The sequence below is a fragment of the Streptomyces sp. P9(2023) genome (assembly GCF_032436795.1).
Taxonomy (GTDB): Bacteria; Actinomycetota; Actinomycetes; order Streptomycetales; family Streptomycetaceae; genus Streptomyces.
On sequence record NZ_JAUPWM010000002.1, the window covers coordinates 26,094 to 51,929 of the forward strand.

7 protein-coding genes are annotated in these 25,836 nt (G+C 73.1%); 1 reads left to right on the forward strand and 6 read right to left on the reverse strand.

Annotated features, from left to right (window positions below; translation table 11 throughout):
* Positions 1-17 precede the first annotated feature (17 nt).
* Positions 18-1,814 (forward strand): ABC transporter ATP-binding protein, encoded by a 1,797-nt coding sequence (locus Q5762_RS02740; RefSeq protein WP_315890284.1) that lies wholly within the window; start codon positions 18-20, stop codon positions 1,812-1,814.
* A gap of 74 nt (positions 1,815-1,888) precedes the next feature.
* On the opposite strand, the gene Q5762_RS02745 is transcribed toward Q5762_RS02740, so the two are convergent.
* The 6 genes from Q5762_RS02745 to Q5762_RS02770 form a co-directional block, all read right to left on the reverse strand.
* Positions 1,889-3,604, reverse strand: coding sequence for an ABC transporter ATP-binding protein (locus Q5762_RS02745; RefSeq protein ID WP_315890674.1), 1,716 nt, complete (start codon positions 3,602-3,604; stop codon positions 1,889-1,891).
* A gap of 161 nt (positions 3,605-3,765) precedes the next feature.
* Positions 3,766-7,824, reverse strand: coding sequence for a hypothetical protein (locus Q5762_RS02750; RefSeq protein WP_315890285.1), 4,059 nt, complete (start codon positions 7,822-7,824; stop codon positions 3,766-3,768).
* Between the two features lie 570 nt (positions 7,825-8,394).
* The gene (locus Q5762_RS02755; RefSeq protein ID WP_315890286.1) at positions 8,395-8,607 is read right to left on the reverse strand and encodes an MbtH family protein; all 213 of its coding nucleotides are present in this window, start codon (positions 8,605-8,607) and stop codon (positions 8,395-8,397) included.
* Complete coding sequence (locus Q5762_RS02760) at positions 8,604-22,961, reverse strand: non-ribosomal peptide synthetase (protein WP_315890287.1); 14,358 nt, start codon at positions 22,959-22,961, stop codon at positions 8,604-8,606. Before Q5762_RS02760 ends, Q5762_RS02755 begins: the two co-directional genes overlap by 4 nt.
* 88 nt (positions 22,962-23,049) lie before the next feature.
* Positions 23,050-24,096, reverse strand: a complete 1,047-nt coding sequence (locus Q5762_RS02765; protein WP_315890288.1) for an iron-siderophore ABC transporter substrate-binding protein — start codon at positions 24,094-24,096, stop codon at positions 23,050-23,052.
* A 157-nt stretch (positions 24,097-24,253) separates the two neighbouring features.
* Positions 24,254-25,606 carry a SidA/IucD/PvdA family monooxygenase gene (locus Q5762_RS02770; protein ID WP_315890289.1) on the reverse strand — a complete coding sequence of 451 codons (1,353 nt, stop codon included), beginning with the start codon at positions 25,604-25,606 and terminating at the stop codon, positions 24,254-24,256.
* Positions 25,607-25,836: the final 230 nt, after the last annotated feature.

The window sequence follows — 25,836 nt, forward strand, 5'->3', positions numbered from 1 at the left end:
ACGACGAAGGACGGACGATGAGCGGACCCGTACCCGGCACGCCCGAGCGCGAGCTCCTGCCCACCGCCACCGGTGCCCATACCTTCGCCGTCGTCCGTGAACTCCTCCGCCACCACCGTCTCCTCTCGGTGGCCGCGGTCACCGTCCTCGTCCTCGGCACGGCCATCGGGCTGCTGACCGCGCCGCTGCTCGGCCGCATCGTGGACCTGGTCGTGGACAAGAGCGGCGCGGGCGCGCTGACCGTGCCGATGCTGCTCCTGCTCGGGGTCGCGGTCGCCCGGGGCGTCGCGACCGCGATCGGCAAGTCCCTGGTGGCCCGGCTCGGCGAGACGGTCCTCGCGGACCTGCGGGAACGGTTCATCGCGCGGGCGCTGCGGCTGCCGCTCGAACGGGTCGAGAAGGCCGGTTCGGGCGACCTGACCTCGCGGGTCACGGGCGACGTCACGCTGATCGCGAAGGCGGTACGGCAGGCACTGCCCGAGTTCGCCGGCGCCTTCCTCACCATCATCCTGACCCTGGTCGGTCTCACCGTCCTCGACTGGCGCTTCCTGCCGGCCGTCCTGCTGGCCGTACCGGTCCACATCCTGACGGTGCGCTGGTACATCCCGCGCGCCGCGACCATCTACGCCGCGCACCGGGTGGCGACCGGCGCCCTCCAGCACCAGCTGCTCGACAGCGTCGGCGGGGTACGTACCGTACGGGCGTTCCGGCTGAACGGGCGGCACGCGGAGCTCCTGGAGCGGCGGTCGCAGGCGGCGGTCGACCTGGCGGCACGCGGCATGCACCTCGTGTCGGGCTTCTTCTCCCGGCTGAACATCGCCGAGTTCATCGGCATGACGTCGATCCTCATCACCGGCTTCTTCCTGGTGGACGGCGGCTCGGTGAGCATCGGTACGGCGACGGCGGCGGCGCTCTACTTCCACGGGCTCTTCAACCCGATCAACGCCGCCCTCTTCCTCATCGACGACGCGCAGTCCGCAGGGGCGAGCCTCGCCCGCCTCGTGGGCGTGTCGAGCCTCCCGGCGGAGCGTGAGCCCGACGTGCGGGCCGCCGCGCCGGTGGACGGCTCGGTGAAGGTGTCGGGCCTCGGCCACGCGTACGTGGACGGCCATCCGGTGCTGTCCGAGGTGGACCTGGAGGTCCGGGACGGCGAGCGGGTGGCGCTGGTCGGCGCGAGCGGTGCGGGCAAGACGACGCTGGCGAAGCTGATCGCCGGCGTCCACGACCCGGCGACCGGTGCGATCTCGCTGGGCGGGGTGGACTCCCGGGAGCTGGGCGCGGCCGGGGTCCGGCGGGCGGTCACCCTGATCAGCCAGGAGGTCCACGTCTTCGCGGGACCGCTGGCCGAGGACCTGCGGCTGGCCCGCCCGGCGGCCACGGACGAGGAGCTGCGCGCGGCACTGGCCCACGTCGACGCACTGACCTGGGTCGACGCACTGCCCGACGGCCTTGCGACGGTCGTCGGCGAGGGCGGCCACCGGCTGACGGTGACCCAGGCCCAGCACCTCGCGCTGGCCCGGCTCGTCCTCACCGACCCGCCGATCGCGATCCTCGACGAGGCCACCGCGGACGCCGGCAGCGCGGGCGCCCGCGTCCTGGAGACGGCCGCGCTGCGCGCCCTGGAGGGCCGTACGGGCCTGATGGTGGCCCACCGCCTCCCGCAGGCGGCGACCGCGGACCGCGTCGTCGTCCTGGACCAGGGCCGCGTCGTGGAGACCGGCACCCACGACGAACTCGTCGCGGCGGGCGGCCGCTACGCCGAACTCTGGTCGGCCTGGTCGGACAGCCGCCGCGAACCGGCGGTACCGGCGTAACCCCGAGCCCCACCGAAGTCCCCGTCCCACCCCGCAGCAGGGGCGGGACGGGGACTTCGCCGTCCCGGGGACCGTCAGCTGTCAGCGGTGGACAGGAACTGGGTGGCGGCGAGTTCGGCGTAGAGCGGGTCGGCGGTGACGAGTTCTCGGTGGGTGCCCACGGCACGTACCCGGCCCGTGTCCATCACGACGATGCGGTCGGCCATGGTGACCGTGGAGAGCCGGTGGGCCACCACCATCACGGTCGTGGTGCGGGAGACGTCGGAGACGGTGTCGCGCAGCGCCGCCTCGTTCACGGCGTCGAGCTGGCTCGTGGCCTCGTCGAGCAGGAGCAGGCGGGGGCGGCGCAGCAGCGCGCGGGCGATCGCGACGCGCTGACGCTCACCGCCGGAGAGCTTGGTGCCGCGGTGCCCCACGAGCGTGTCCAGGCCCTTGGGGAGCCGCTCGACGAGACCGTCGAGCCGGGTGGTCCCCAGCACGCGGTGCAGGTCCTCCTCGCCTGCGTCCGGATGGCCGAGCAGGAGGTTGTCGCGGAGGGTGCCGGAGAGCACGGGCGCGTCCTGCTCGACGTAGCCGATCGCGGAACGGAGCAAGGTTGTCTCCCACGCGGCCAGGTCGCGGCCGTCGAACGTGATCCGTCCGGCGTCCGGGTCGTAGAACCGCTCGATGAGGGAGAAGACGGTGGTCTTGCCCGCCCCGGACGGGCCGACGAAGGCGGTCATACCGCGCGGCGGTACCTCGAAGCTCACGCCATGGTGGACGTACGGCAGATCCTGCGCGTACCGGAACCGGACGTCCTCGAAGGCCAGCGCGGCGGGTTCGGCGCCGGGTGCGGGCAGCGGCGCGGGCTCGGCCGGCGGCTCGGCAGGCAGCCGCAGGGCCTCGCGGATCCGGGCGAGGGCGGCGGCGCCGGCCTGGTACTGAGTGACCGCGCCGACGACCTGCTGGATCGGGGACATCAGGTAGAAGACGTAGAGCAGGAACGCGACCAGAGTGCCGACGTCGATCACGCCGGTGGCGACCCGGGCGCCGCCGACGGCGAGCACGGTGATGAACGCGATCTGCATGGACAGGCCGGCCGTGTTCCCTGCAAGGGCCGACCACTTGGCGGCGCGTACGCTCTGCCGCCAGGACTCCTCGGCCGCGGCGTGCACCGCCTGCTCCTCGCGGTGCTCGGCGCCGGACGCCTTGATCGTGCGCAGTGCGCCGAGGATGCGCTCCAGTGCGGCGCCCATCGCTCCGACCGCGTCCTGTGCCTGTTTGCTGGCCTTGTTGATACGGGGCACGATCGCGCCGATCACCATCCCCGCGCCGAGCACCACGCCGAGCGTGACCGCCAGCAGGACGGGATCGACCAGGCCCATCATCACCAGCGTCGCGACGAGCGTGAGCCCCCCGGTGCCGAGACCCACGAGTGAGTCGGTGGTGACCTCACGCAGCAGGGTCGTGTCGGAGGTGACGCGGGCCATCAGGTCGCCGGGTTCGCTGCGGTCCACGGCGGCGATGCGGAGCCTCAGCAGGTACGACGACAGGGTGCGCCGTGCGCCGAGGACGACCGACTCGGCGGTGCGCCGCAGGACGTACCCGCCGAGGGCGCCGATCCCCGCGTTGGCGAGGACCAGGACCGACATCAGCAGCAGGGCGCCGGTGATGGGACGGTCGTCGGAGAGCGCGTCGATGAGGTGCTTGGCCACCAGCGGCAGCGCGAGCCCGGTGGCTCCGGTGACCAGCGACAGCAGGGCCCCGCCGAGCAGCGTCCAGCGGTGCGGCCGTACGTATCCGAGGAGCATGCGCCACGCAGGCGTGGGCGGTTCGTCGGGTGGGGTGACTGGGGCGGACTCTGCGGTGGTGACCACGCGTGCTCCTCGTCGTGCTGTGTCGCTGGCGGCATCTACAGCAGACGCCCCGGTGGGTGCGAGGGTTGAGGGCGCCGACCGCCCCTGCTCTTCGGTCAGTTCACGCGGCCTTCCCACGCGCGCGTGAAGAGCGTGGGCAGTGGACCGGAGGGGACCGCGGCCAGGTGGGATGTCGACCTGTGTTCCCTGGCCAGCGGCAGCAGCCCGAGCTTCGACACCTCGATCGGGAGACGCGGGGGCTTCCGCTCCTGCCAGGCGCCCGGCAGGAAGAGGGAGCGGCCCGCTCGCGTCCGGACGGCACGCAGCACGCGGCCCGAGGTGCCCAGTTCGGCCTCTGCCTCCTTGAATCGGGTGGCCTTCCACCCGGTCCACGCCTTGACGTTGCGGTCCGACGGATCCGGCAGGGCGAGCAGCATCAGATGGAGCGCCGCGGCGTCCTCGGTCAGTCCGTACGTCCTCGCGCATTCCTCGACGAGATGCGGCACGGAGCGCGCCGGGTCCTGCTCCCATCCCGGGGGCCGCTCCCCGTCGGTGGCGAGGTGCTCCCCGAGGGCGGCGAAGTCGTCGCTCAGCAGCAGCCGCAGGTCGGCGAGGGCGGGCAGCCCGGACGAGCTGGGCAGCCACTGGGAGGGCAGGACGGAGTCGAGGTACGCGTCCAGGGTGTCCAGGAGGGGATCGTCGGCCCCCTTGAGCGCAGCCGGGTCCACACGGAGATGACGGATGTCGTACACCGGGTCGGCCACCTCCGTGACCGCCGGATGGGCGGCGATCGCCTCGGTCGAAGGAGGCGGGCCCATCAGATAGTTGCTCTGCAGGGAGAAGAGCGTGAGCGGGCCGGGCGCCGAAGCCAGCTCCTCGCGCAGTCGGGAGATCGCCGCGCCGACCGCGGGGCGCAGCGGATCGCCGGCCGGGGTGCGGTAGGCGAGCCAGGCGGCCATCCTCGGGAGCGCCAGCACCTGGGGTTCACCCGGCAGGGCCGACCGGTGGGTCTCGAGGCAGTGCGCGCCGGTGGCGAGGCGGCCGAGCAGGGCGGGCAGCCGCAGGTGGGGCCACCAGGCCCGGGCGTCCCGGCTGTGCACGCGGTGGAGGGCACGCTCGCCCTTGGGAAGGAGCGTCTCCTTCGCGGCGAGGGGCAACAGCGCCGTGGGGACGGGCAGGGGGCTGCCCAGCTCGTGCAGCCACCACTCGGCTGCGCGGTCGACGTCGGGGCCGGTCTTCCACAGCTGCTCGGGATCGTCGGGAAGGAGCTTGTCGTAGAGCGCCGTGACGAACCGGGGGTCGAGCGTGGAGGTCAGTGCGCCGACCGCCTCGTCCGCTTCCTTCCACCGGATGTTCCAGGGCTCCAGGTCGGTGCGGGGGTGACGGGAGAGATAGCCGTCCTCGTCCTCCAGTTGGTGCGGCGCACAGGGGACGTGCGCCATCAGCAGCACGGTGGCCTCGGCCACGGTGAGGCCGAGCCGCTCGGCGAAGACCTCCGCGAGCTCCGGGCGGGCGGGGGCGGGGCCGTTCTCCCGGTACAGCTCGGCGAAGCGCGCGAACCAGGCGCCGGGACGTACGGGCTCCAGCACATGGGCGCGCGTGAGCTTCAGGCCCGCGGGGCCCGGCGGACCGTCCTCGGAGAAGGAGCCGTCGGGGGCGTACTCCCACAGCATCCGGTGGGACTTGCCGCCGCCCAGGACGACGGAGACGGACGTCGCCGTGCGGAAGACCTTCCCGGGGAGGGGCAGCTGGACGTCCGTACCGTCCTCGGGCACCTCGCACCGGCCGATCCGCCATCGGCCCGGCCCCCCGTCGAGGACGGGGTGGGCGGCGTACGCCGGCAGCGACCGGTCCGCCCGGCCGCCCGCCCTGGAGGAGACGGCGCACAGGGCGATCGGCGCGGCGCAGGCGTGCGTGTGGCGGAAGCGGTTGTCACGGGGAAGGCTGTCGATCGTGGCGTCGGCCTGCGCCAGATCGCCTCCCCAGACGGTGGTGCCGTGCTCGGCGAGCCGCATCAGCCGACGGCTCATCCGGACGTCGGGATCATCCGTCCCCGCATCTGGCGCGGGCGTCCGATCGGCCTCGCCGGGGGTGAAGCGGCGGACCAGCCGCTCAAGCCCGTCACGGCAGTTGGCGGCCATGACCAGCGAGCGGGCGGCCAGGCTGTGGATCGGTTCGCCCAGCTGAGGCAGCGTTTCCAGGATCGGTCCGCGATTGGGGCCTCGTACGCCGTCCCGGTCCACGTGGTAGGGCTGGAGTCGGCCCAGCAGCTCCTCCACCTGCTCACGTGTGACGGTGTCGGGCAGCTCGGCCATCAGCAGCGGCATGACGTCCACCGCCGCGAACCCCGCTGCGGCGTCCGCGTCCTTGAGGAGCAGCTCCACCGCCACGCCCACGTGGGCGAATCGGCCGAGCAGCAGGACCAGCTCCTCGAAGTCGACCCCCGCGCGCAGCGTCGCCCGCTCGCGGTCGGACCAGGCGCGGATCTCCTCGTGCCCGATCGGGTTGTCGAAGAGCGTGGGGATCTGCTGCCAGCCCTTGACAGCGTGCGGCTGATACCAGCTGTTCGACGCCTGGCTCTTGGTGGTCATCTCCAGGTCGGCCCGCGCCCGTGCGCGCAGTTCGCGGGCGAAGCGTTCGTCCGCGCGCAGGTGCTCCAGCTTCGGCCGGCGGCCGAGCTCGAGGTCGTGCAGCTCCGACGGGCCGAAGAGCTCCGGCGGGTCGGCGACCGGGGCGCCGTGCTCCAGCAGGAGGTCGATGAGGTCGAGAGGCGTCTTGGCGCCGGTCCGTCGGCCGAACGTCTGGTACTGGAACTCCACGGGGACACCGTCGGCGGCCAGCCGCGGCGCGATCCTCTCGGCGATCTCGTACATGACGGGCCACAGGCCGTTCCGGCCGTTGTTCGACGCGACGCACTCGGACAGCCAAGCGGCGGCCTCGCCCGCGGGCAGCCCGCCGGCCTCATCGGTGAGCCGGGCCAGCGCGCCGGTGCGCTCGAGCAGCTCCCGCCACAGCGTGGAGCTTTCACCGAAGCGGCGGGGTCGCAGCTTCAGGACCTGGTGCACCGCCTCGGGGGCGTGATCGCCCAGCATGTCCATGGCCGGGCCCTTGAAGCAGTCGGTCCAGAACTTCTCGTCGGTCAACGCGACACCACCGACCGCGAACAGCTCTCCGAGCAGCGTGGCCAGTTCCCTCTCGGGTTCGAGTCCGGCGGCCCTGGCGATCTTGCGTACGTCGGCGGCCAGCTGCGGGTACAGCTCCCCCGAGGCCTGGACGCGGCGGATGACCACGAGGCGGAAGCCTGCGAGGTCCGCCCCGGTCGCCGCGCCCTTGACGGCCAGGTCGCGGGCCCAGGCACGCAGGACCGTGGCGGAGAGCGCCTTGTCCTCGGCGTACGCGAGGTAGCGGCCCGCCAGCCACTCCCGGTCGACCTTGCGCGCCTGCGACCGCTCGGCCGTGCGGGCCCGCCCGAACCAGGCGGTGGCTGTCTGCCGCTCGCCCTTCCGCAGGGCCAGGTCGGCCAACTCGTCGAGGAGGGTGACAAGGAGCGCGGGAGCCGACTCCTCCAGATCGTGCAGGATGACGTCGATGTCCGACTTGAAGATGAACCTCCACCGACTCGTGCGTTCCTGCAGGGAGATGAGCTTCTCGGCAGCCACTTCCTCCAAGCCCGGGTGCGCGGCGATGACCCGCTCGGGGAACGGCAGTTCCCCGTCGGAGGGGTCCGGTAGGCCCGTGGAGAAGCAGCCGTCCGGTTCCCAGTGCTCCGCGCGCATCAAGCGGTCGCGGTACGGGACGAGTTGCTCGGGAAGAAGCAGGGTCAGCGTGCGGCCGTCGAACCCGGTGTACGTACGCGCCCACAGGCCGCCGTCGCCCGGATCGTCGGCGAGGTCGGCGGCCTCGGACTCCAGGGCCTCCCGCCAGAGCGGATCGGCATCGGCGAGCGCGCTCGGGATACGCACCCCGGCCTGCGCCCATGCACGCGCCTGCTGCCGGCACAACTCACGGTGCTTCTTCAGCTGCGTCCATGTCCTGAGCAGCAGGCCGAGGCCCGGCGTTCCGGAGAGGGGTTCGGGGACGTTCTTCAGCCTCCGCCCCTGCGGATTGCGGTAGACGACCTCCAGGTCGTCCGTCAGTTCCGCGGTGTACCCGTTGTTCTCGACACGCGTGCCCATGCGCCCGTCTCCCCCGTACTGTTGATCGACACCCCACGCTACGCGGCGGCACTGACATCGCCGCACACCCCTCCCGCGCACCCTCCCGCGCACCCTCCCGCGCACCCTCCCGGAGGGGAACTTCCCCGCTCGTTCGCGCGTTGCGGAAGGCGATCCACTGGTTTGGATCCGATTGTCCGGTGTGTGTGACAGCGACGGCGCGGTCGTCGTGAGAAGCGAGCAACCGATGGCCTTGGTGGGCCTGTTCTGAATCGCCGAAGGCGATGGGTACGTGGGCGCGAAGCCGACCGGTCCGGCGCGAGGTCGGGAGGTCCGGGGCCGTCGGGCCGGGCCCCGGCGACGATGACGCTGCGCGTGGAATCACGCGACGGCGACAGAGAGTTGTCGGCGTACGTGTGCCGCCACCGTCGGCTACTCCCCGGCAGAGACCGACGTCTCCCAAGCGGACGGCTCAGCGGGAGGAGCTGTTGCGGAGGTGGGTGGGCTGGCGTCCGTCCCCGTCCGTAAGACCGCCGCCGCCCGTGGAGAGTGCTCCACGGGCGGCGGCGGGCGTGCGGTCGTGCGGGCGGGTCAGCCCTGCTGGGCGGCCGCGAGGCTGGCCGGGCGGAGGTCCGTCCAGTGCTCCTCCACGTACGCGAGGCACGCCTCGCGGGTGTCGGGGCCGAACGCGGTCCGCCAGCCGGCCGGGGCCTCGGCGAAGGAGGGCCAGAGCGAGTGCTGGTTCTCGTCGTTGACCAGGACCAGGAAGGTGCCCTGCGGGTCCTCGAACGGGTTGGTGCTCATGCGTTGTCACTCCTTGTGGACATGGCGGTGAACAGCTCCGAGAGCGGCTGTTCCGGGTCGGCTGCCACCGTGCGCAGCAGCCTCTGGAGTTCGTCGGCGAGCCGCCGCGCCTTGGCGGTGCCGAACAGGTCCGTCGCGTGGATCAGGCCGCAGTGGACCGGGCCGGCACCCTGCGGCTCGTAGAAGCTGAGGGTCAGTTCGGCCCTGGTGGAGCCGGTCGGTACGGCGTCGAGGGAGCCGATGCCGCCCTCCAGCCGCTCCAGGTCCGCCTGCTCATGGTGGATCACCATGACCTGCGGGCCCCCCTCGGGCAGCCCGGTCGCCCGGACGACCTCCTCGAACGGCACGTCCTGCCGGTCGAGGGCGCCGAGCGTGGTCTCCCGTACCCGGGCCAGGAGCTCCGCGAACGTCGGGTCGCCGGCGGTGTCGGTGCGCAGCACGACGGTGTTGAAGAAGCAGCCCACCAGGTCGGCCAGCTGGTCGTCCGTACGTCCGGCGACCATCGTGCCGATGGGCAGGTCCGTCCCCGCGCCGTGCGCGGTGAGCAGCGCCGCCAGGGCGGAGTGCAGGACCATGAACATGCTGGTGCCGGTCGCCCGGGCCAGCTCGTCCACGGCCGTGTGCAGTTCCTCGTCCAGGACGAAGCCCACGTGGTCCGCGCCGGGCGAGGCCGAGCGCGGGCGGCCGTCCGCCGGGAGGGCGAGTCGGGTCGGGGCGTCCTTCAGCGTCTCGTGCCAGTACGCGAGTTGGCGTCCGCCCCGGCTGTCCGGGTCGCTCAGGTCGCCCAGGACCTCGCGCGCCCAGCGGGCGTAGTCGGCGTACGAGACCGGCAGCGGGGCCCACCCGGGCTCCCGGCCCGCCGTACGTGCCGCGTACGCGGTCGTGAGGTCCCGGAAGAGCGGTACGACGGACCATTCGTCCACCGCCAGGTAGTGCATGGTCAGCAGCAGCGCCTGCTCCCCCGACGCCGCCGTCAGCAGGTGGGCGACGAGCGGTGCCTTGCGGTCCGGCTCCGGTGATCCGGCGGCCAGTTCGGTGAGGCGCGCCTCCAGGTCCTGGCACTCCTCCAGGGTGAGGACCGGGGGTTCGACGTCCCGGTGGTGCAGCGCGCCGTCCCCTACCGCGAACGCCGTGCGGAGCGGCTCGTGGCGGCCCGCCACGTCGGCGAGCGCCGCGGACAGCGCGTCCGCGTCCAGGCCGCCGGCCGCGCGCAGGACGAGCGCGTGGTCGAAGCGCGGGGTACGGAGGTACGCGTCCCACTGCCAGCGCTGGACCGGGGCGGCCACCGTCGAATCCGAGGCGACGCCCGGTCGCAGCGCCGGCCCGGCCATCCCCGCGCCCTTCAGCTTGCCTTCGACCCCCGCGACGGTCAGCGCGTCGAAGACGTCCCTGATGGACAGCTCGACGCCGAACTCGGCGCGGATACGGCCCAGGAGCCGCATCGAGGCCATGGAGTGGCCGCCGAGCGCGAAGAAGTTGTCGTGGACGCCGACCTTCTCCAGCTTGAGGATCTCTCCGAACAGCGCGGCGAGCCGCGCCTGCGTCTCGTTGGCCGGGGCCGCGTCGCCGGTCATCGCCGCCCAGTCCGGGACGGGCAGCGCCTTGCGGTCCAGCTTGCCGTTGGGGGTCAGCGGCAGCGGCCCGTCGAGCGCGACGACGAGCGCCGGGACCATGTACTCCGGCAGCTGCCCGGCCACATGGGCGCGCAACTCCTGTGCGTCCAACTCCAGCGAAGCTTCCGGAACGGCGTAGCCGACCAGGCGGACGATGTCGCCGTCGCGGTCGGGCACCACGGCGGCCTGGGCCACCGACGGGTGTCCGGCGAGGGCCGCCTCGATCTCGCCCAGCTCGATGCGGAAGCCGCGGACCTTCACCTGGGTGTCGACGCGGCCGAGGAAGTCGAGGTTGCCGTCGGCGCGCCAGCGGGCGCGGTCACCGGTGCGGTACATGCGGCTGCCGGCAGGCCCGTACGGGTCGGCGACGAAGCGCTCGGAGGTCAGCGGCGCCTTGCCGAGGTAGCCGCGGGCGAGGCCGCGGCCTGCGACGTACAACTCGCCGACGACGCCCGGCGGGACGGGCCGCAGGTGGTCGTCCAGGACGTAGCAGCGGGTGTTGGGGTCGGGCCGGCCGATCGGCACCCGGCCGGACGGGCGGCCGCCGTGCTCCCGCGAGGGCCACAGCGTGGAGTTGACCGTGGCCTCGGTGAGACCGTACGCGCAGATCAGGTGGGCCGTGGCGCCGAACCGCTCGAAGACGTCCGGCGGCACGGTCTCCGTACCGACCAGGACGGTCGATCCCTCGGGCAGTTCGCAGCCGGGCGGCAGCGCGGAGACGAGCGACGGCGGCAGGATCATGTGGGTGATCCGCTGCTCGCCGAGGAAGTCGGTGAGCGCCGGGCCCGCGACCCGCGCCTCGTCCGTGATGAGGACGAGCCGGCCGCCGTGGCAGAGCGCCATCGCCAGTTCGAAGGCGAAGACGTCGAAGCCGATCGAGGCGAACTGCAGGACGTGGCTGTCGTGTTCCAGGCCCATCCGGTCCACCGCCGTGGCGACCAGGCTGGAGATGCCCTCGTGCGGGACGACGACGCCCTTGGGGCGGCCGGTCGAACCGGATGTGTAGATGACGTACGCGGCCTGGTCCAGGTGGACCGGCGCGGCCTCGACCGCCGTCTCCGGCAGGGCCGCCAGCTCGGCGGCGACCGTCGGCTCGTCGAGCAGCACCACCGGTACGTCCGCGACCTGCGGGATCTTGCCCGCGACCGGCTCGGTGCCGACCACGAGCGCCGCCCGCGAGTCCTCGATCATGTACGTGAGCCGGTCGGCCGGGTGGACCAGGTCGAGCGGCAGGAACGCGGCGCCCAGCTTCAGCGCGGCGAGCACCGTGGCGACCATGTCGACCGAGCGGGGCACGGCGACGCCGACCACGCTCTCGGCGCCGACCCCGTGCGCCGCGAGGAGCCGCGCGAGGCGGTTGGCGCGGGCGTCGAGCTCCGCGTACGTGACGGCCCGGGCGCGGTCGACGACGGCGACCGCGTCGGGGCGCTCGGCGAGCCGCGCCGCGAACAGCGCCGGGAAGGTCTCCTCGTCGACCTCGCGGGGCGCGCCGTTGAAGCCCTCCAGGACCAGGCGCCGTTCGTCGGCGGCCAGGATCTCCGCCCGCGAGACGGGCTGCTCGGGGGCGGCGACGAGGGCCGCGACGAGCGAGCTCAGCCGCTCCCCGAGACGGGCGGCGGTCTCGTGGTCGAACAGCTCGGTGGCGAACTCCAGGCGGCAGGCGAGGGAGCCGGTGGAGCCGTCGGCCGGCGTGTGCTCGCTGAAGCTGAACACCAGGTCGAACTTAGCCGAGCGGATCCGGAACGGCACGTAGTCGGCGCTGAGGCCGGGCAGTTCAAGGCCGTCGCCGGTACGGGCGTGGTAGCCGACCATCACCTGGAACAGCGGGTTCCGGGAGAGCGAGCGGGTCGGGTTGAGCTTCTCCACGACCGACTCGAACGGCACGTCGGCGTGCGAGAACGCGGCGAGGTCGGTCTCCCGGACCCGGGCGAGCAGCTCGGTGAAGGACGGGTCGCCGCTCAGATCGGTGCGCAGGACAAGGGTGTTGACGAAGAAGCCGACCAGGTCGTCGAGCGCCTCGTCGCCGCGCCCCGCGATCGGGGAGCCGAGCGGGATGTCCGTACCGCCGCCCAGCCGGTGCAGCAGGGCCGCCACGGCGGCGTGGACGACCATGAACATGCTGGCGCCGGTGTCACGGGCGAGCCGCTTCAGCCCCTCGTGGACCTCGGCGTCGAAGGAGATGTCCAGTTCGGCGCCGGTGAACGCCGGCCGGGCCGGACGGGGCCGGTCCGTCGGCAGCTCCAGCTCCTCGGGGGCGCCGTCCAGGGTCGTGCGCCAGTACTCCAGCTGCCGGGCGGCCAGGCTGTCGGCGTCCGCCGGGTCGCCGAGCAGACGCTGCTGCCAGAGCGCGTAGTCGGCGTACTGGACGGGCAGCGGCTCCCAGCTCGGTGCCGTACCCGCCGTGCGGGCCGCGTAGGCCGTGGCCAGGTCGCGGAGGAACGGGCGGTCCGACCACTCGTCGGTGGTGATGTGGTGCAGCAGCAGGACGACGACGTGGTCCTCGGGCGCGAGCTCCACGACCGTGGCGCGCAGCGGCAGTTCGCCGGCGAGGTCGAACGGGCGGTTGACGGTCGCCTCCACCAGGTCGGGTATCCGGTCCTCGGTGGCACGCAGCCGCTCGACCACGGGCCGCGCCCTGTCCGCGGGCAGCACGCGCTGGATGGCCTGGCCGTCGCGCGGCACGAACACGGTCCGCAGGGCCTCGTGCCGGGCGGTGACATCGGCGAGCGCCGCGCCCCACGCGTCGACGTCGAGGGCCCCGCGCACCCGCATGACCAGCGGGAAGTTGTACGCGGCCGAGGTGCACTCGATCTGCTGGATGACCCAGAGCCGCTGCTGGGCGTGGGAGAGCGGCAGCTCGTCGGGCCGCTCGCCGGCCGTAAGGGCGGGCCGGGCGGCGCCGCCGGACCGGTCCGCCCGCTCGACGAGTTCGGCGACGGTCGGTGCCTCGAACAGGTCGCGGATGGCGAGTTCGGTGTCGAGGGCGGTACGGGCCCGGCTGACGAGCCGGGTGGCGAGCAGCGAGTGGCCGCCCAGGTCGAAGAAGTCGCTGTCGATGCCGACGCTGCCCTCGGGCAGGCCGAGGACCTCGGCGAAGAGCGCGCAGAGCGTCTCCTCGCGCGGGGTGCGCGGGGGGCGGCTGGTGCCGGTTCCGGCGAAGTCCGGGGCGGGCAGGGCCCGTACGTCGAGCTTGCCGTTGACCGTGAGCGGCAGGGTGTCCACGGGGACGAGCGCGGACGGGACCATGTAGTCGGGCAGTCCGGCCTTCAGGTGGTCGCGCAGCCGCTGGAGCAGCTCCTCGCCCGGCTCCGTACCGTCCTCCGGGGCGAAGTAGCCGACGAGCCGCTTGGTGCCGGTGCTCTCGTTGACGACCACGGCCGCGTGGGCGACCTCGGGGTGCGAGGAGAGCGCGGTGGCGATCTCGCCGAGCTCGATGCGGTAGCCGCGGATCTTCACCTGGTCGTCGGTGCGCCCAAGGAAGTCGAGCAGCCCGTCGGGCCGCTGCCGTACGAGGTCGCCGGTGCGGTACATCCGCTCCCTCGGCTCGCCGAACGGATCGGCGACGAACCGCTCGGCGGTCAGGCCGGGCCGGTCGTGGTAGCCACGGGCCAGGCCGGTGCCGGCGATGTACAGCTCGCCGGGGCAGCCCGGCGGGACCGGGCGCAGCATCCCGTCCAGGACGTACGCGCGGGTGTTGCGGATGGGCATGCCGACCGTGGAGGTCGCGCTGTCGGTGGTCGAGCCGCCGAGGGTGTTGATGGTGTACTCGGTCGGCCCGTACAGGTTGTAGCCGTACGTGCCCTCGGTGCGGCGCAGCTTCGTCCACACCGTGTCGGACACGGCCTCGCCGCCGAGCAGGACGAGCGCGGGACGGTGCTTGCCCGCAGACTTGTCCCGATCGAGCAGGCCCTCCTCGATGAGCAGCTGGGCGTAGGTGGGCGTCACGTTGACGACGTCGACGCGGTGCAGGTCGCAGTAGGCGACCAGGGCCTCGGCGTCGCGGCGCAGATCCTCGTCGCAGACGTGCACCTCGTGGCCCTCGACGAGCCAGAGCAGCTCCTCCCATGACATGTCGAAGGCGAAGGAGACGGTGTGCGCGATGACCAGCCGGCGTCCGCCCGCGGAGGCGATGGCCGGGTCGAAGATCTCCTTCTGGTGGTTGAGCTGCATGTTCGTCAGGCCCCGGTAGGGGGTGACGACGCCCTTGGGGCGGCCGGTGGAGCCGGAGGTGTAGATGACGTACGCCGGGAACTCCAGCCGGTCCGCGATGTCGTGGGCGAAGGCGGGCCGCTCGGCGTCCGCGATCTCCCCGCCGGGCAGGGCGGCCAGCTCGGCGGCCACGGCCGCGTCGTCCAGGAGGAGTTCGGGCGCGACGGCGCCCTCGGGGCCGCGCAGCGTCGGGGCGACGGCCGCCGTGGACACCAGGCACAGCGGTCCGGTGTCCTCGACCATCAGGCGCAGCCGGTCGGCCGGGTGGTCGAGGTCGAGCGGCAGGTACGCGGCGCCGGTCCGCAGGACGGCGAAGAGGGCGGCGACCATGTCGATGGACCGGGGCAGCGCGAGCGCGACGACCTTCTCGGGTCCGGCACCCCGGGCCAGGAGCAGCCGGGCGATCCGGTTGATGTGCGCGTCGAGTTCGGCGTACGTCAGGGCGCGCTCGCCGAAGACCAGGGCCACCGCGTCCGGGGTACGGGCGACCTGGGCGGTCAGCATGTCGGCGATGGTCTCGTTCGGTACGGGCTCCCGGCTGCCGGTCCACTCGGCCGTCAGCGCGGCCCGCTCCGCCGGCAGCAGCAGGTCCACGCCGACGGTCCGGGCGGCGACCGCGTCCGGGGCGGCGAGGAGCTCGCCGAGCCGCTCCAGGACGGTGGTGAACCGGCCGAGGATGGTGGTCGCGGCCTCCGCGTCGAAGAGGTCGGGCCGGGCCGCCAGGGTGACCCGGAGCCGCGTCTCGGGGGTGACGATCAGGGTGAGCGGGAAGTGGGTGCCGTCCACGTTCGACACGTCGGTGATGCCGTGCCGCTGCCGCAGCGCGGCGGCCCGGTCCTCGCCGTCGGCGGAGCGGAGCACGAAGAGGGTGTCGAAGAGGCGGCGGTGGCCGGTCTCCTGCTGGAGCGTGCCGAGACCGACGTACTCGTACGGCATGACGGCGGCCCGCTCGGACTGCATGCGGCGCAGCAGGGCGAGCAGCGGCTCGTCCGGGCCGAACGCGACCCGGGCGGGGATGGTGTTGAGGAACATGCCGATGATGCCGGCGACGTTCGGGACGTCCGCGGGCCGGCCGGCGACCGCGGTGCCGAAGGCGACGTCGGCGCGGCCGGTCATGGCGGAGAGGACCAGGCCCCAGGCGGCGTTGAGGACCGTGTTCAGGGTGAGGCCGTGCTGCCGGGCGAGGGCGCGCAGCCGGTCGCTGGTCTCCCGGGTCAGTACGGCGTCGTGGTCGGCCGGGATGACGGGGCCCGCGTCGCGGCCGGTCGGGGCGACGAGGGTCGGCTCGTCGAAGCCGGCGAGCGCGTCGCGCCAGGCGTCGACGGCGCGCGTGGTGTCCTGCGCGTCCAGCCAGGCCAGGTAGTCGCGGTACGAGCCGGGGCCGGGCAGTCCGGTGGTGTCGCCGCCGCGCTCGTACAGCGTGAACAGCTCCTCCAGGAACAGCCAGGCGGACCAGCCGTCCCACAGGATCAGGTGGTGGGTGACGACGAGGCGGTCGCGGCCGTCGCCGAGCCGGATCAGCCGGAGGCGGCAGAGCGGCGGCGCGGACAGGTCGAAGCGCTGCCGGCGGTCGGCGGCGAGCAGCTCGTCGACGCGGGCGCTCCGCTCCCCGGCGGGCAGACCGGTCAGGTCGGTCTCCGTCAGCGGGATCTCGGCACCGTCGGCGATGAACTGCACGGGCTTGGGCAGGCCGTCGCTGGTGAACCCGGCGCGCAGGCTCGCGTTGCGCTCCAGGAGGGCGCGGCCGGCGGCGCGCAGCCGGTCGGCGTCCAGGGGGCGGTCGAAGTCCAGGGTCTCCTGGGAGAGGTAGACGTCGAGGGCGTCGCCGGTGTCGTAGGTGGCGTGGAAGTACATGCCCTCCTGGAGCGGGGAGAGCGGCCAGATGTCGGCGACCGGGAGGCCGGCGACGGCCTCGACGCGGGCGGTCTCCTCCTCGGTCAGTACCAGGCCGCCCAGCGGGGCGGGGGCCTCCGGCCCGGCCGGGGCGGCTGCGGTCAGCTGGGCGAGCAGGGCCTGGAGGGCGGGGTCGACCGCCGCGCCGGACTGCGCCTGGGCGGCGAGCATCGCCTGGAGGGCGGCGGCGGCCTGCCCGGCGGCGTCGGCGGACACGGTCACATCGGCGGCGGGCGCCTCGGGGGCGGGCTCGTCCGGCACGCTCGCGGCCGCCGCGGCGAGCGCGGCGGGCGTGCGGTGCTCGAACACATCGCGCGGGCTGATGGTCAGTCCCCTTTCACGGGCCCGGGTGGCGACGGAGATGGAGCTGAGGCTGTCGCCGCCGAGCATGAAGAAGTCGTCGTCGGCACCGATCCCGGGCAGTCCCAGGACGTCGGTGAAGATCGCGCACAGGGCGCTTTCCCGCTCGTCGCGGGGCGCACGTCCACCGGCGCGGGGCGCGACGGACGGCGAGGGCAGGGCGTTCTGGTCGAGCTTGCCGCTGGGCGAGAGCGGCAGCTCGTCGAGGACCGTGACGGCCGTCGGCACCATGGCGGCGGGCAGCGCGTCGGCGAGCGCGCCGTGCAGCGCCTCGGCGTCCAGGGCAGCGGTGCCGGGGGCCGGAACGGCGTAGCCGAGGAGGGCGCCGTCGCGGACGATCACGGCGGCCCGGGCAACCCCGGCGAGTGCGGCCAACGCGCCCTCGATCTCACCGAGTTCGATGCGGTTGCCGCGCACCTTGACCTGTCGGTCGGTGCGGCCGAGGTACTCGACGGTGCCGTCGGCGCGCCGCGTGACGAGGTCGCCGGTCCGGTACATACGCGTGCCGGGCTCGCCGAACGGGTCGGCGACGAACCGTTCGGCGGTCAGGCCGTGCCGGTCGTGGTAGCCGCGGGCCAGCTGGACGCCGGCGAGGTACAGCTCGCCCGGTACGCCGTCCGGCACGGGCCGCAGGAAGGAGTCGAGCACGTACAGGCGGGTGTTCCAGACGGGCCGGCCGATCGGTACGGCGAGCTCGGTGCCGCCCTCGTACGGGAAGTACGTGACGTCGACGGCCGCCTCGGTGGGCCCGTACAGGTTGTGCAGCGGCACCGGGTCGCCGTCGCCACGCCGCGCGGTCAGCTCCCACCAGCGGCGGGCGTCCGGCCCCGTGAGGGCCTCGCCGCTGCAGAAGACGCGACGCAGGCTCGCGGCCCAATCGGCCGGAGCAGCCTCCATGACCTGGACGAACGCGGCCAGCATCGACGGGACGAAGTGCATCGTCGTGATGCGTTCGGTACGGATCAGGCCGGCCAGATACGCCGGGTCGCGGTGGCCGTCGGGCCGGGCGAGGACGACGGTGGCGCCCTCGACGAGGGCCCAGAAGAACTCCCAGACGGAGACGTCGAAGCTGGCCGGCGTCTTCTGGAGCACCCGGTCGTCGGCGGTGAGCCCGTACTCCCCCTGCATCCAGGCGAGCCGGTTGACGATCGCCCGGTGGGTGACGGCGACGCCCTTGGGACGGCCGGTGGAGCCGGAGGTGTAGATCAGGTACGCGGGGTGGTCGGGTCCCGCCGCGACGGCCGGGGTGTCGGGGACCTCCTCGTCCCGGTCGACCAGGACGTGGGCGAGGTCCGGTACGTCGGGCAGCCGGCCGGCGGACTCCGCGGTGGTCACGACCGTACGGGCCCCGGAGTCGGCGAGCATGAACGCGACCCGGTCGGCGGGGTAGTCGAGGTCGACGGGCAGGTGGGCGGCGCCCGCCTTGTGCACGCCGAGCAGCGCGACCATCAGCTCCGCCGAGCGGGGCACGGCCACGGCGACGAAGGCCTCCGGGCCCGCGCCGCGCGCCCGCAGCCGCCGGGCCAGGGCCTCGGCGCGCCGGTCGAGTTCGGCGTACGAGAGGGTGGTGCCGTCGAAGACGACGGCCGGCGCGTCGGGCGTCCGGGTCACCCGCGCGGCGAAGAGCGAGCCGAGGGTGGCGTCCGGCTCGGGCAGCGGGTGCTCGGTGGAGTTCAGCGCGGTGACGGCGTCCCGTTCCCGGTCGGACAGCAGCCCGACGCGGGCGACCGGGCGGTCGGGGTCGGCCGCGAGGGTTCGCAGCAGCGCCTCGAAGCGGTGGGCGATGACGGCCACGGACAGCTGGTCGAGCCGGGCCGCGTCGTACTTGAACCGCAGCGCCAGACGGCCGTCGCCGGGTTCGACGATGAGCGCGAGCGGGTAGTGCACGGCGTCGAAGACCTCGGCGCCGGTGACGCGCAGCGTCTCCCGGTCCTGGTCGGCGGCCAGTTCGCCGGAGGGGAAGTTCTCGAACACGACGAGCGTGTCGAAGAGTTCGCCGCCGCCCGCGATCCGCTGGATGTCCGCGAGCCCGAGGTGCTGGTGGTCCAGGAGGGCCGTGTGCTCGTCCTGGACGCGCAGCAGCAGCTCGGTGAGCGTCTCGCCGCCGCGCAGGGTGACACGGGCCGGCACGGTGTTGATGAACAGCCCGACGGCCGCGTCGAGCCTCTCGACCTCGGTGGTCCGCCCGGAGACGGTGGTGCCGAAGACGACGTCCTGGCTGCCGGTGAGCCCACCGAGGAGCAGGGCCCAGGCACCGTGCACGACGGTGGAGAGGGTGAGGCCGCGGCCGCGCGCCCCGACGGTGAGATCGGCGGTCAGCGACTCGGGGAGGCGGACGTCGACGTGCTCGGGGCGGGCGACGGACGCGGTCCCGGCGGCGGGGGCGGCGACGGGCGCGGCCTTTTCGTGGCCGGTGGCCCGCGCGGCCTTTTCGTGGCCGGTGGCCCGCGTTGCCTGGTCGCCATCGGCGGCCGGCGACGTCCGGTCGTCGACGGCGTGCAGCGCCGTCCTGTCGTCGCCCGCCGCCGAGGCGAGCGCGGGCAGCCGGGTCGGGCCGTCCAGGCCGGCGAGGGCCTGCCGCCACGCCGAACGGGCGGCGTCGAGGTCCCGGCCACCGGCGAGCCAGGCCAGGTACGGCTGCGGCGCGGGCGGCGCGGGCAGGGTCTCGCCCTCGTAGGCGGCGGTGAGTTCGCGCAGCAGGACGGAGACGGACCAGCCGTCGGCGACGATGTGGTGCAGGGTGAGCAGCAGTCGGTTGCGCTGCCCGTCCCGGATCAGGGTGGCCCGCAGCAGCGGCGGCCGGGCGAGGTCGAAGCCCTCGGCGCGGTCCTGCCGCAGGACGTCCGCCAGCGGGGTGCGGCCGGCGTCGGCCTCGCGCCAGGGCAGAACGGTGCTGTCGGCGATGCGCTGGACGACCTCGCCGCCGGGGAGCTGGCGGAACGCGGCGCGCAGCAGCGGGTGGCGGTCCAGGAGGAGTTGGAGGGCGTCCCGGAGCCGCTCGGGGTCGACGGTGCCCGCGAGGTCCAGGAGCTCCTGGACGACGTACAGGTCGGCGGCTTCCCTGTCGAACTCCGCGTGGAAGAAGAAACCTTCCTGGAGCGGGGAGACCGGCAGCGCGTCCTCGTCGAGCTCGACGGTCCGGGGCGCGGCCGCGGAGACCGTGGCCTCGTCGGCCGTCCTGGCGAGGGCGGCGACGGACCGCTGCCGGAACACGTCGCGCGGGGTGATCGCGAGCCCGGCCTCGCGGGCGCGGTTGACCAGCTGGATGGCGACGATGCTGTCGCCGCCCAGCTCGAAGAAGCTGTCGTGGACGCCGACCGACGGCAGCCGCAGCACGTCGGCGAAGAGCGCGGCGAGCGCGGTCTCGGCGGGGGTGGTCGGCGTGTCGCCGCTCGTGGTCGCGGTCCACCGGGGCTCGGGCAGGGCGCGGCTGTCGAGCTTGCCGTTGGGCGTCAGCGGCAGCGGCCCGTCGAGGCGTACGACGGCGGACGGGACCATGTGGTCGGGCAGTTCCCCGGCGATCCGGGTGCGCGCCTCGGCGACGGCGGCCTCGGGGTCCGTACCGGCCTCGGCCACGAGGTAGGCGACGAGCCGCTTGGCGCTGCGGTGGTCCTCGCGGACGAGGACGGCGGCCTGGGCGATGCCCGGGCACGCCATGAAGGCGCTCTCGATCTCGCCGGGCTCGATGCGGTGGCCGCGGATCTTGATCTGGCCGTCGGCACGGCCCAGGAACTCCAGGTTCCCGTCGGCGCCCCAGCGGACCCGGTCGCCGGTGCGGTACATGCGCGCGCCGGGCTCGTCCGCGTACGGGTCGGCGACGAAGCGCTCGGAGGTCAGCCCGGGCCGGCCCAGGTAGCCGCGGGCGAGGCCGCGCCCGGCGACGTACAGCTCGCCCTCGGCGCCGACCGGCACGAGACGGAGGGCGGAGTCGAGGACGTACGCCCGGGTGTTGGGGTCGGGTTCGCCGATGGGCGCGGGGCCGGGGCGGTCGGGGGTGGCGATCCAGAGCGTGGAGTTGACGGTGGCCTCGGTGAGGCCGTACGCGACGACGACCCGGAGCCGGCCGTTCCAGCGGGCGATCAGCTCACTGGGCACGGCTTCGGTGCCGACGATCAGGACGGCGCCGTCGGGCAGCTCGCACTCCTGCGGCAGGGCCGAGACCAGGGACGGCGGGAGGATCATGTGGGTGGCGCGGTGCCGGGCGATGTACTCGGTGAGGGCGGGCCCGGCGACGCGGCGCTCGGTGGGGACGACGATGATCCGGCCGCCCACGCACAGCGACATGATCAGGTCCCAGACCGTCACGTCGAAGCCTACGGAGGCGAACTGGACGACGCGGCTCTCGGCGGTGATGCCGATGCGGTCGGTGGCGGTGGCGACGAGGCTGCCGACGCCGTCGTGGGAGACGACGACACCCTTGGGGCGGCCGGTGGAGCCCGAGGTGTAGATGACGTACGCGGCCTGGTCGAGGGCGATCGGCAGGTCCGGGTCCGACGCGTCGAGGGCGGCGCACGCGGCGGTCACGGACGGGTCGTCGAGCAGCACGTGGGTGACGCCGGGGGCGTCCGGCAGGGCGGCGGACAGCTCGTGATTGGTGAGGACCGTGCGCGCGCCGGCGTCGGCGAGCATGTAGGCGATCCGGTCCTGCGGGTGGTCGGCGTCCAGCGGCAGATAGGCGGCGCCGGTCTTCATCACCGCGAGCAGCGAGACGACGAGTTCGGCGGAGCGCGGGACGGCGACGGCGACGACGTCCTCGGCGGCGACGCCCCGGGCGAGGAGGAGCCGGGCCAGCCGGTCGGCCCGCGCGTTCAGTTCGGCGTACGTCAGCTCGACGTCCTCGCAGACGAGGGCGACGGCGTCCGGGGTGCGGTCGACCTGGCGCTCGAAGGCGGCGGGCCAGGTGAGTTCGGCCGTCTCGCGGGGTGCCACACCGAACTCGTCGAGCAGCGTGGCCCGTTCGGCGGACGAGCTCAGTTCGATGCGCCCGACCGGCCGGTGGAGGTCCTCGGTGAAGGCGTCGAGGAGGGCGCGGAATCGCGCTTCGTGGTCGGCCAGCGTCTCGTGGTCGCAGACGTCGGCGTCGGCGTCGAGGTGGACCCGGAGGCCGCGCCCGGCGTCGCACTCGGCGAAGCTCAGGGCCAGGTCGCTGACCGGGCCCAGCCAGACCGGTTCGAGCGCGGTCGCATGGTCGCCGAAGCGCAGGTCGTCGGGGCGGGGCAGGACGTTGACCGTGGGACCGACGAGCTCGTTGACGCCGTCGGCGAGGCCCAGCTCCCGGGCCAGGTCCTCGGCGCGGTAACGCCCGTGGGCGACCGCCTCGCCGATCTCGTGCCGTACGGCGGTGAGGAGTTCGGCGCCGGTCGTGCCGGGCTGGACGGCGAGGCGCAGCGGCACGATGTTGGAGACCATGCCGGGGATCTCGGCGGCCACCGCGTCCTGGCGGGCGGCGATCGGCAGGCCGAGGACGAGGTCCTGCTCGCCGCTGACCCGGTGCAGATAGGCGGCCACGGCGGCGACGAGCACGCGGGACACGCGGGTGCCGGCCCGCTCGGCGGCGGCGTGCAGCCGGTCGGCCAGCTCGACCGGCAGCTCCGAAGTACGGCGCAGCCGCCGCGTCATGGGCAGCTGGCCGCGCTCGACCAGGCGGACGGGCTCGGCCCGGTCCGCCATGCGGGCCAGCCAGTGGGCGCGGTCGTCCCGGTGCGCGGCGGAGGCGCGGTAGGCGAGATCGGCGTCGACCAGGTGGGAGAGCGCCCAGTCGCGGGGCGCCGGGGCCCGGTCGCCGGCGGTGTAGAGCTCGCCGGCCCGGCGGGTGAGGAGCGCGACGCCCATGCCGTCGGTGACGATGTGGTGGTAGCGCTGGTACCAGAGGACGTGATCGTCGGCCAGGCGCAGCAGGGCCTGGGCGAAGAGGGGGGCCCGGGCGAGGTCCACCGGACGCTCACGCTCGGCGGCCATCCAGTCGGTGGCCGCGCGCGCGGGGTCGGCGGCGGCGCGCAGGTCGATCACGGGCAGGTCGAAGGGGGCGGGCGCGGGGGTCTGGCGGGGTACGCCGTCCTCCGCTCCGACCCGTACGTGCAGGCTCTCGGCCTCGCCGACGGTCTGCCGCACGGCGGCGCCGAGCCGGTCGAGGTCGACGTCGCCACGCAGGTCCAGGGCGAACACGATGTTGAAGGCGGAGCTGTCCGGGTCGATCTGCTGGGCCAGCCAGATACCGGACTGCCCGCCCGTGACGGGTGTTCCGGAAGCGGACGTCCGGTCCGACTCGACGTCAAACATCGTTCGAATGGGCCTTTCCCTGGTGGGCAGTGAGGCCCGCCCGTCCGCGAGACTCGGCGGACGGGCGGGGTTGCCGGTGTACCGGCTCTTACTTGACGGCCGCGATCAGCGGCTCGACCTCGTCGATGGCGTACGGGATCGACAGGACGGTGTTGAAGGAGAAGGCCGCGCCGATGTCCGGGTTCTGGTACGGCACGAAGAGGTCGCGCTTCTCCTGGGTGACCTTGAGCTTCTTGTAGAGCGGCTCGGCCTTGATCCGGTCGTTGGCCTCGGTGCTGGAGGTGACCCAGACCAGCCGGTCGACGTCGAGCACGTTCAGCTTCTCGGCGCTCAGTTCGGCGACGTTCCAGCCCGGCTTGGCCAGGGTGTCGATCTCGGGCTTCAGCTTGAAGCCGAGCTCGGAGAAGAAGATCGCCTTCGGGTCGGTCTTCGTGAAGGCCGAGTACTTGCCGGCCTCGAAGCTGTCGGCCACGGCGAGGGTCTTCGTGGCGAACTCGGGGCGCTTGTCACGGACGGCCTTGAAGCGCGTGTCGATGTCCGTGATCAGCTTCTCGGTCTCCGCCGACTTGCCGAGGGACTTGCCGATCTGACGCGTCATCACCTGCCAGGAGGCGCCGTAGTCCGGCAGGTCCTTGGGCTGCGCGACGACCTTGGTGAACTTGGAGAGCGTGTCGTACTGCTCCTTCTTCATGCCGGAGTACTGGGCGATCACCAGGTCCGGCTTGAGCGCCGCGATCTTCTCGATGTTGTACTCGTCGCGCTCGCCGACGATCTCCGGCTTCGTGGACCCCCACTTGTCCTTCGTCCACGGCCACTTGCCGTACGGCGTCTCCTTGAACCAGTCCACCGCCCCGACCGGCTTGATCCCGAGCGCCAGCACCGCGTCCTGGTCCGACAGGCCCAGGGTGACGACCTTCTTCGGCTCCGCCTCGATGGTCGTGCTGCCGTACTTGTGCTCCACCGTCACCGGGAAGGCGGCGGACGCGGAGGGCTTCGCCTCGCCCGAGGGCTTGGACTCGGTCTTCTCGCTACCGCCCCCGCAGGCGGACAGCGCGAGTGCGGCGACGGTGGCGACGGCCACCCTGGGGACGTATCTGACGAAGCGCGTCAGAGAGGGGCGCGTACCAGTGGACACGGATGGTTCCTTTCACGGGGATGACACGGTGCGTGCCGCGCCCGCCGCGTGACGACGACGCGAGGCGGCGGGCGGGCGAGTGGGGGCGTGCGGAGGAAGGACCCTTGAGCAGGAGGGATTCCTCAGCGGTCGCGGCGGACCGCCGGCCGGCCGCGCGTCAGCGGACCGAGCCGATGCCGTCGGCGACCTGCCGGGGCACGCCGGGGGCGGCCTCCGGGGCGCGGTCGAGGATCGAGTCGAGGATCTCGCCGACCCGGATCGCGGTGTTGGAGAGCAGCGACGACGTGATGCCGTGGGTGTGCTCGGTACCGCCCTGCAGGTAGATGCCGCAGCGCAGTTCGGGGTCCGTCGCGATGCGGTAGTCGCGCTCGACCTGGACCCGGCCCCGCTCGTCGCGGTGGCAGCGGTTCGCGACGTCACCGAGGAGACCGAGGGGCTCGGCGGGGCTGTAGCCGGTGGCGAGGACCACCACGTCGGCGTCCAGCACGTTCTCCTCGCCGGTGACCAGGGAGGTGACGGTGGCACGGACGGTGTCCCCCGCCTCCTCCACGCCGGTCAGCCGCGAGATGTTGAGGAAGCGCAGCCGCTCGGTGCCGAGCACCTTCTCCTGGTACGCCGTCCGGTACAGGTCGTCGATCAGGTCGATGTCCACCACGGAGTAGTTGGTGTTCCCGTGGTAGTCCATCAGCCTGCGCTTGATGTCGTCGGGCGACGCGTAGTACTCGTCGACCGCCGCGGGGTCGAAGATGCGGTTGGCGAAGGCGCTGTCGTCCGCCGGGCTGTAGCCGTAGCGGGAGAAGACGGCGCAGACCTCGGCCTCGGGGAAGCGGCGGTGCAGGTACGCGACGTTCTCGGCGGCGCTCTGGCCCGCGCCGACCACGACGAAGCGCTTGGGGTCGGTGCCCTCCAGACCGTCCACCTTGGACAGCAGGTCGGAGTTGTGCCAGACGCGGTCGGTGCGCTCGACGCCCTCCGGCATCAAGGGCCGAAGTCCCGTACCGATGACGAGGTTCCGGGCCCGGTGGACCACCGTCTCGGCGCCCGAGCGGGCCGTCACGTCGAGGTACTCCACGACTCCGTCGCGCACGACGGGCTCGACGGCGATGACCTCATGGCCGTACGAGACCATGTCGTCGACCTTCGCCGCCGCCCACTCGAAGTAGTCGTGGAACTCGACACGGAGCGGGAAGAGGTTCTTGTGGTTGACGAAGTCGATCAGCCGGTCCTTGCTCTGCAGATAGCGGAGGAAGGTGTACTCGCTCGACGGGTTACGGAGCGTCACCAGGTCCTTGAGGAAGGACACCTGCATCGTGGCGTCGTCGATCAGCATGCCGCGGTGCCATCCGAAGCTCGCCTGGCGCTCGAAGAAGTGAGCAGTGACCGCCTCCTGCCTCCCGACGCGAGCGTTGTGCTCGCTGAGCGCGATCGCCATGGCCACGTTGGACGGCCCGAAGCCGATGCCTATGAGGTCATGGACCAGAGGGGTGTCGCCAGGAAGAACCTGTGACATGTCACTCCCATCGTGCGGGACGGCCGCCTGTGAGGCGTGGACGGAAAGAACGAGACGCCGACCCCGCCGTGCACACCGGCCGGTCGAACTTAGGTAAAGCTAACCTGACTTGGCTCGAACTGTCGACAGGATGAAACGGACAAGTGAGAGATGGGAGCGCTGAACGAGCGTGAAACAAGGGGCCGTTGCATCCTTAGGTAAGGCTTGCTTTACTTGGGAAGGTCATTAGC

What these genes read in the sequence shown, in the direction of transcription:
- Q5762_RS02770 (WP_315890289.1), bottom strand. Translation starts at nt 25,606, where the DNA reads ATGTCACAGGTTCTTCCTGGCGACACCCCTCTGGTCCATGACCTCATA.
- Q5762_RS02755 (WP_315890286.1), bottom strand. Translation starts at nt 8,607, where the DNA reads ATGAGCACCAACCCGTTCGAGGACCCGCAGGGCACCTTCCTGGTCCTG.
- Q5762_RS02740 (WP_315890284.1), top strand. Translation starts at nt 18, where the DNA reads ATGAGCGGACCCGTACCCGGCACGCCCGAGCGCGAGCTCCTGCCCACC.
- Q5762_RS02745 (WP_315890674.1), bottom strand. Translation starts at nt 3,604, where the DNA reads ATGCTCCTCGGATACGTACGGCCGCACCGCTGGACGCTGCTCGGCGGG.
- Q5762_RS02760 (WP_315890287.1), bottom strand. Translation starts at nt 22,961, where the DNA reads ATGTTTGACGTCGAGTCGGACCGGACGTCCGCTTCCGGAACACCCGTC.
- Q5762_RS02750 (WP_315890285.1), bottom strand. Translation starts at nt 7,824, where the DNA reads ATGGGCACGCGTGTCGAGAACAACGGGTACACCGCGGAACTGACGGAC.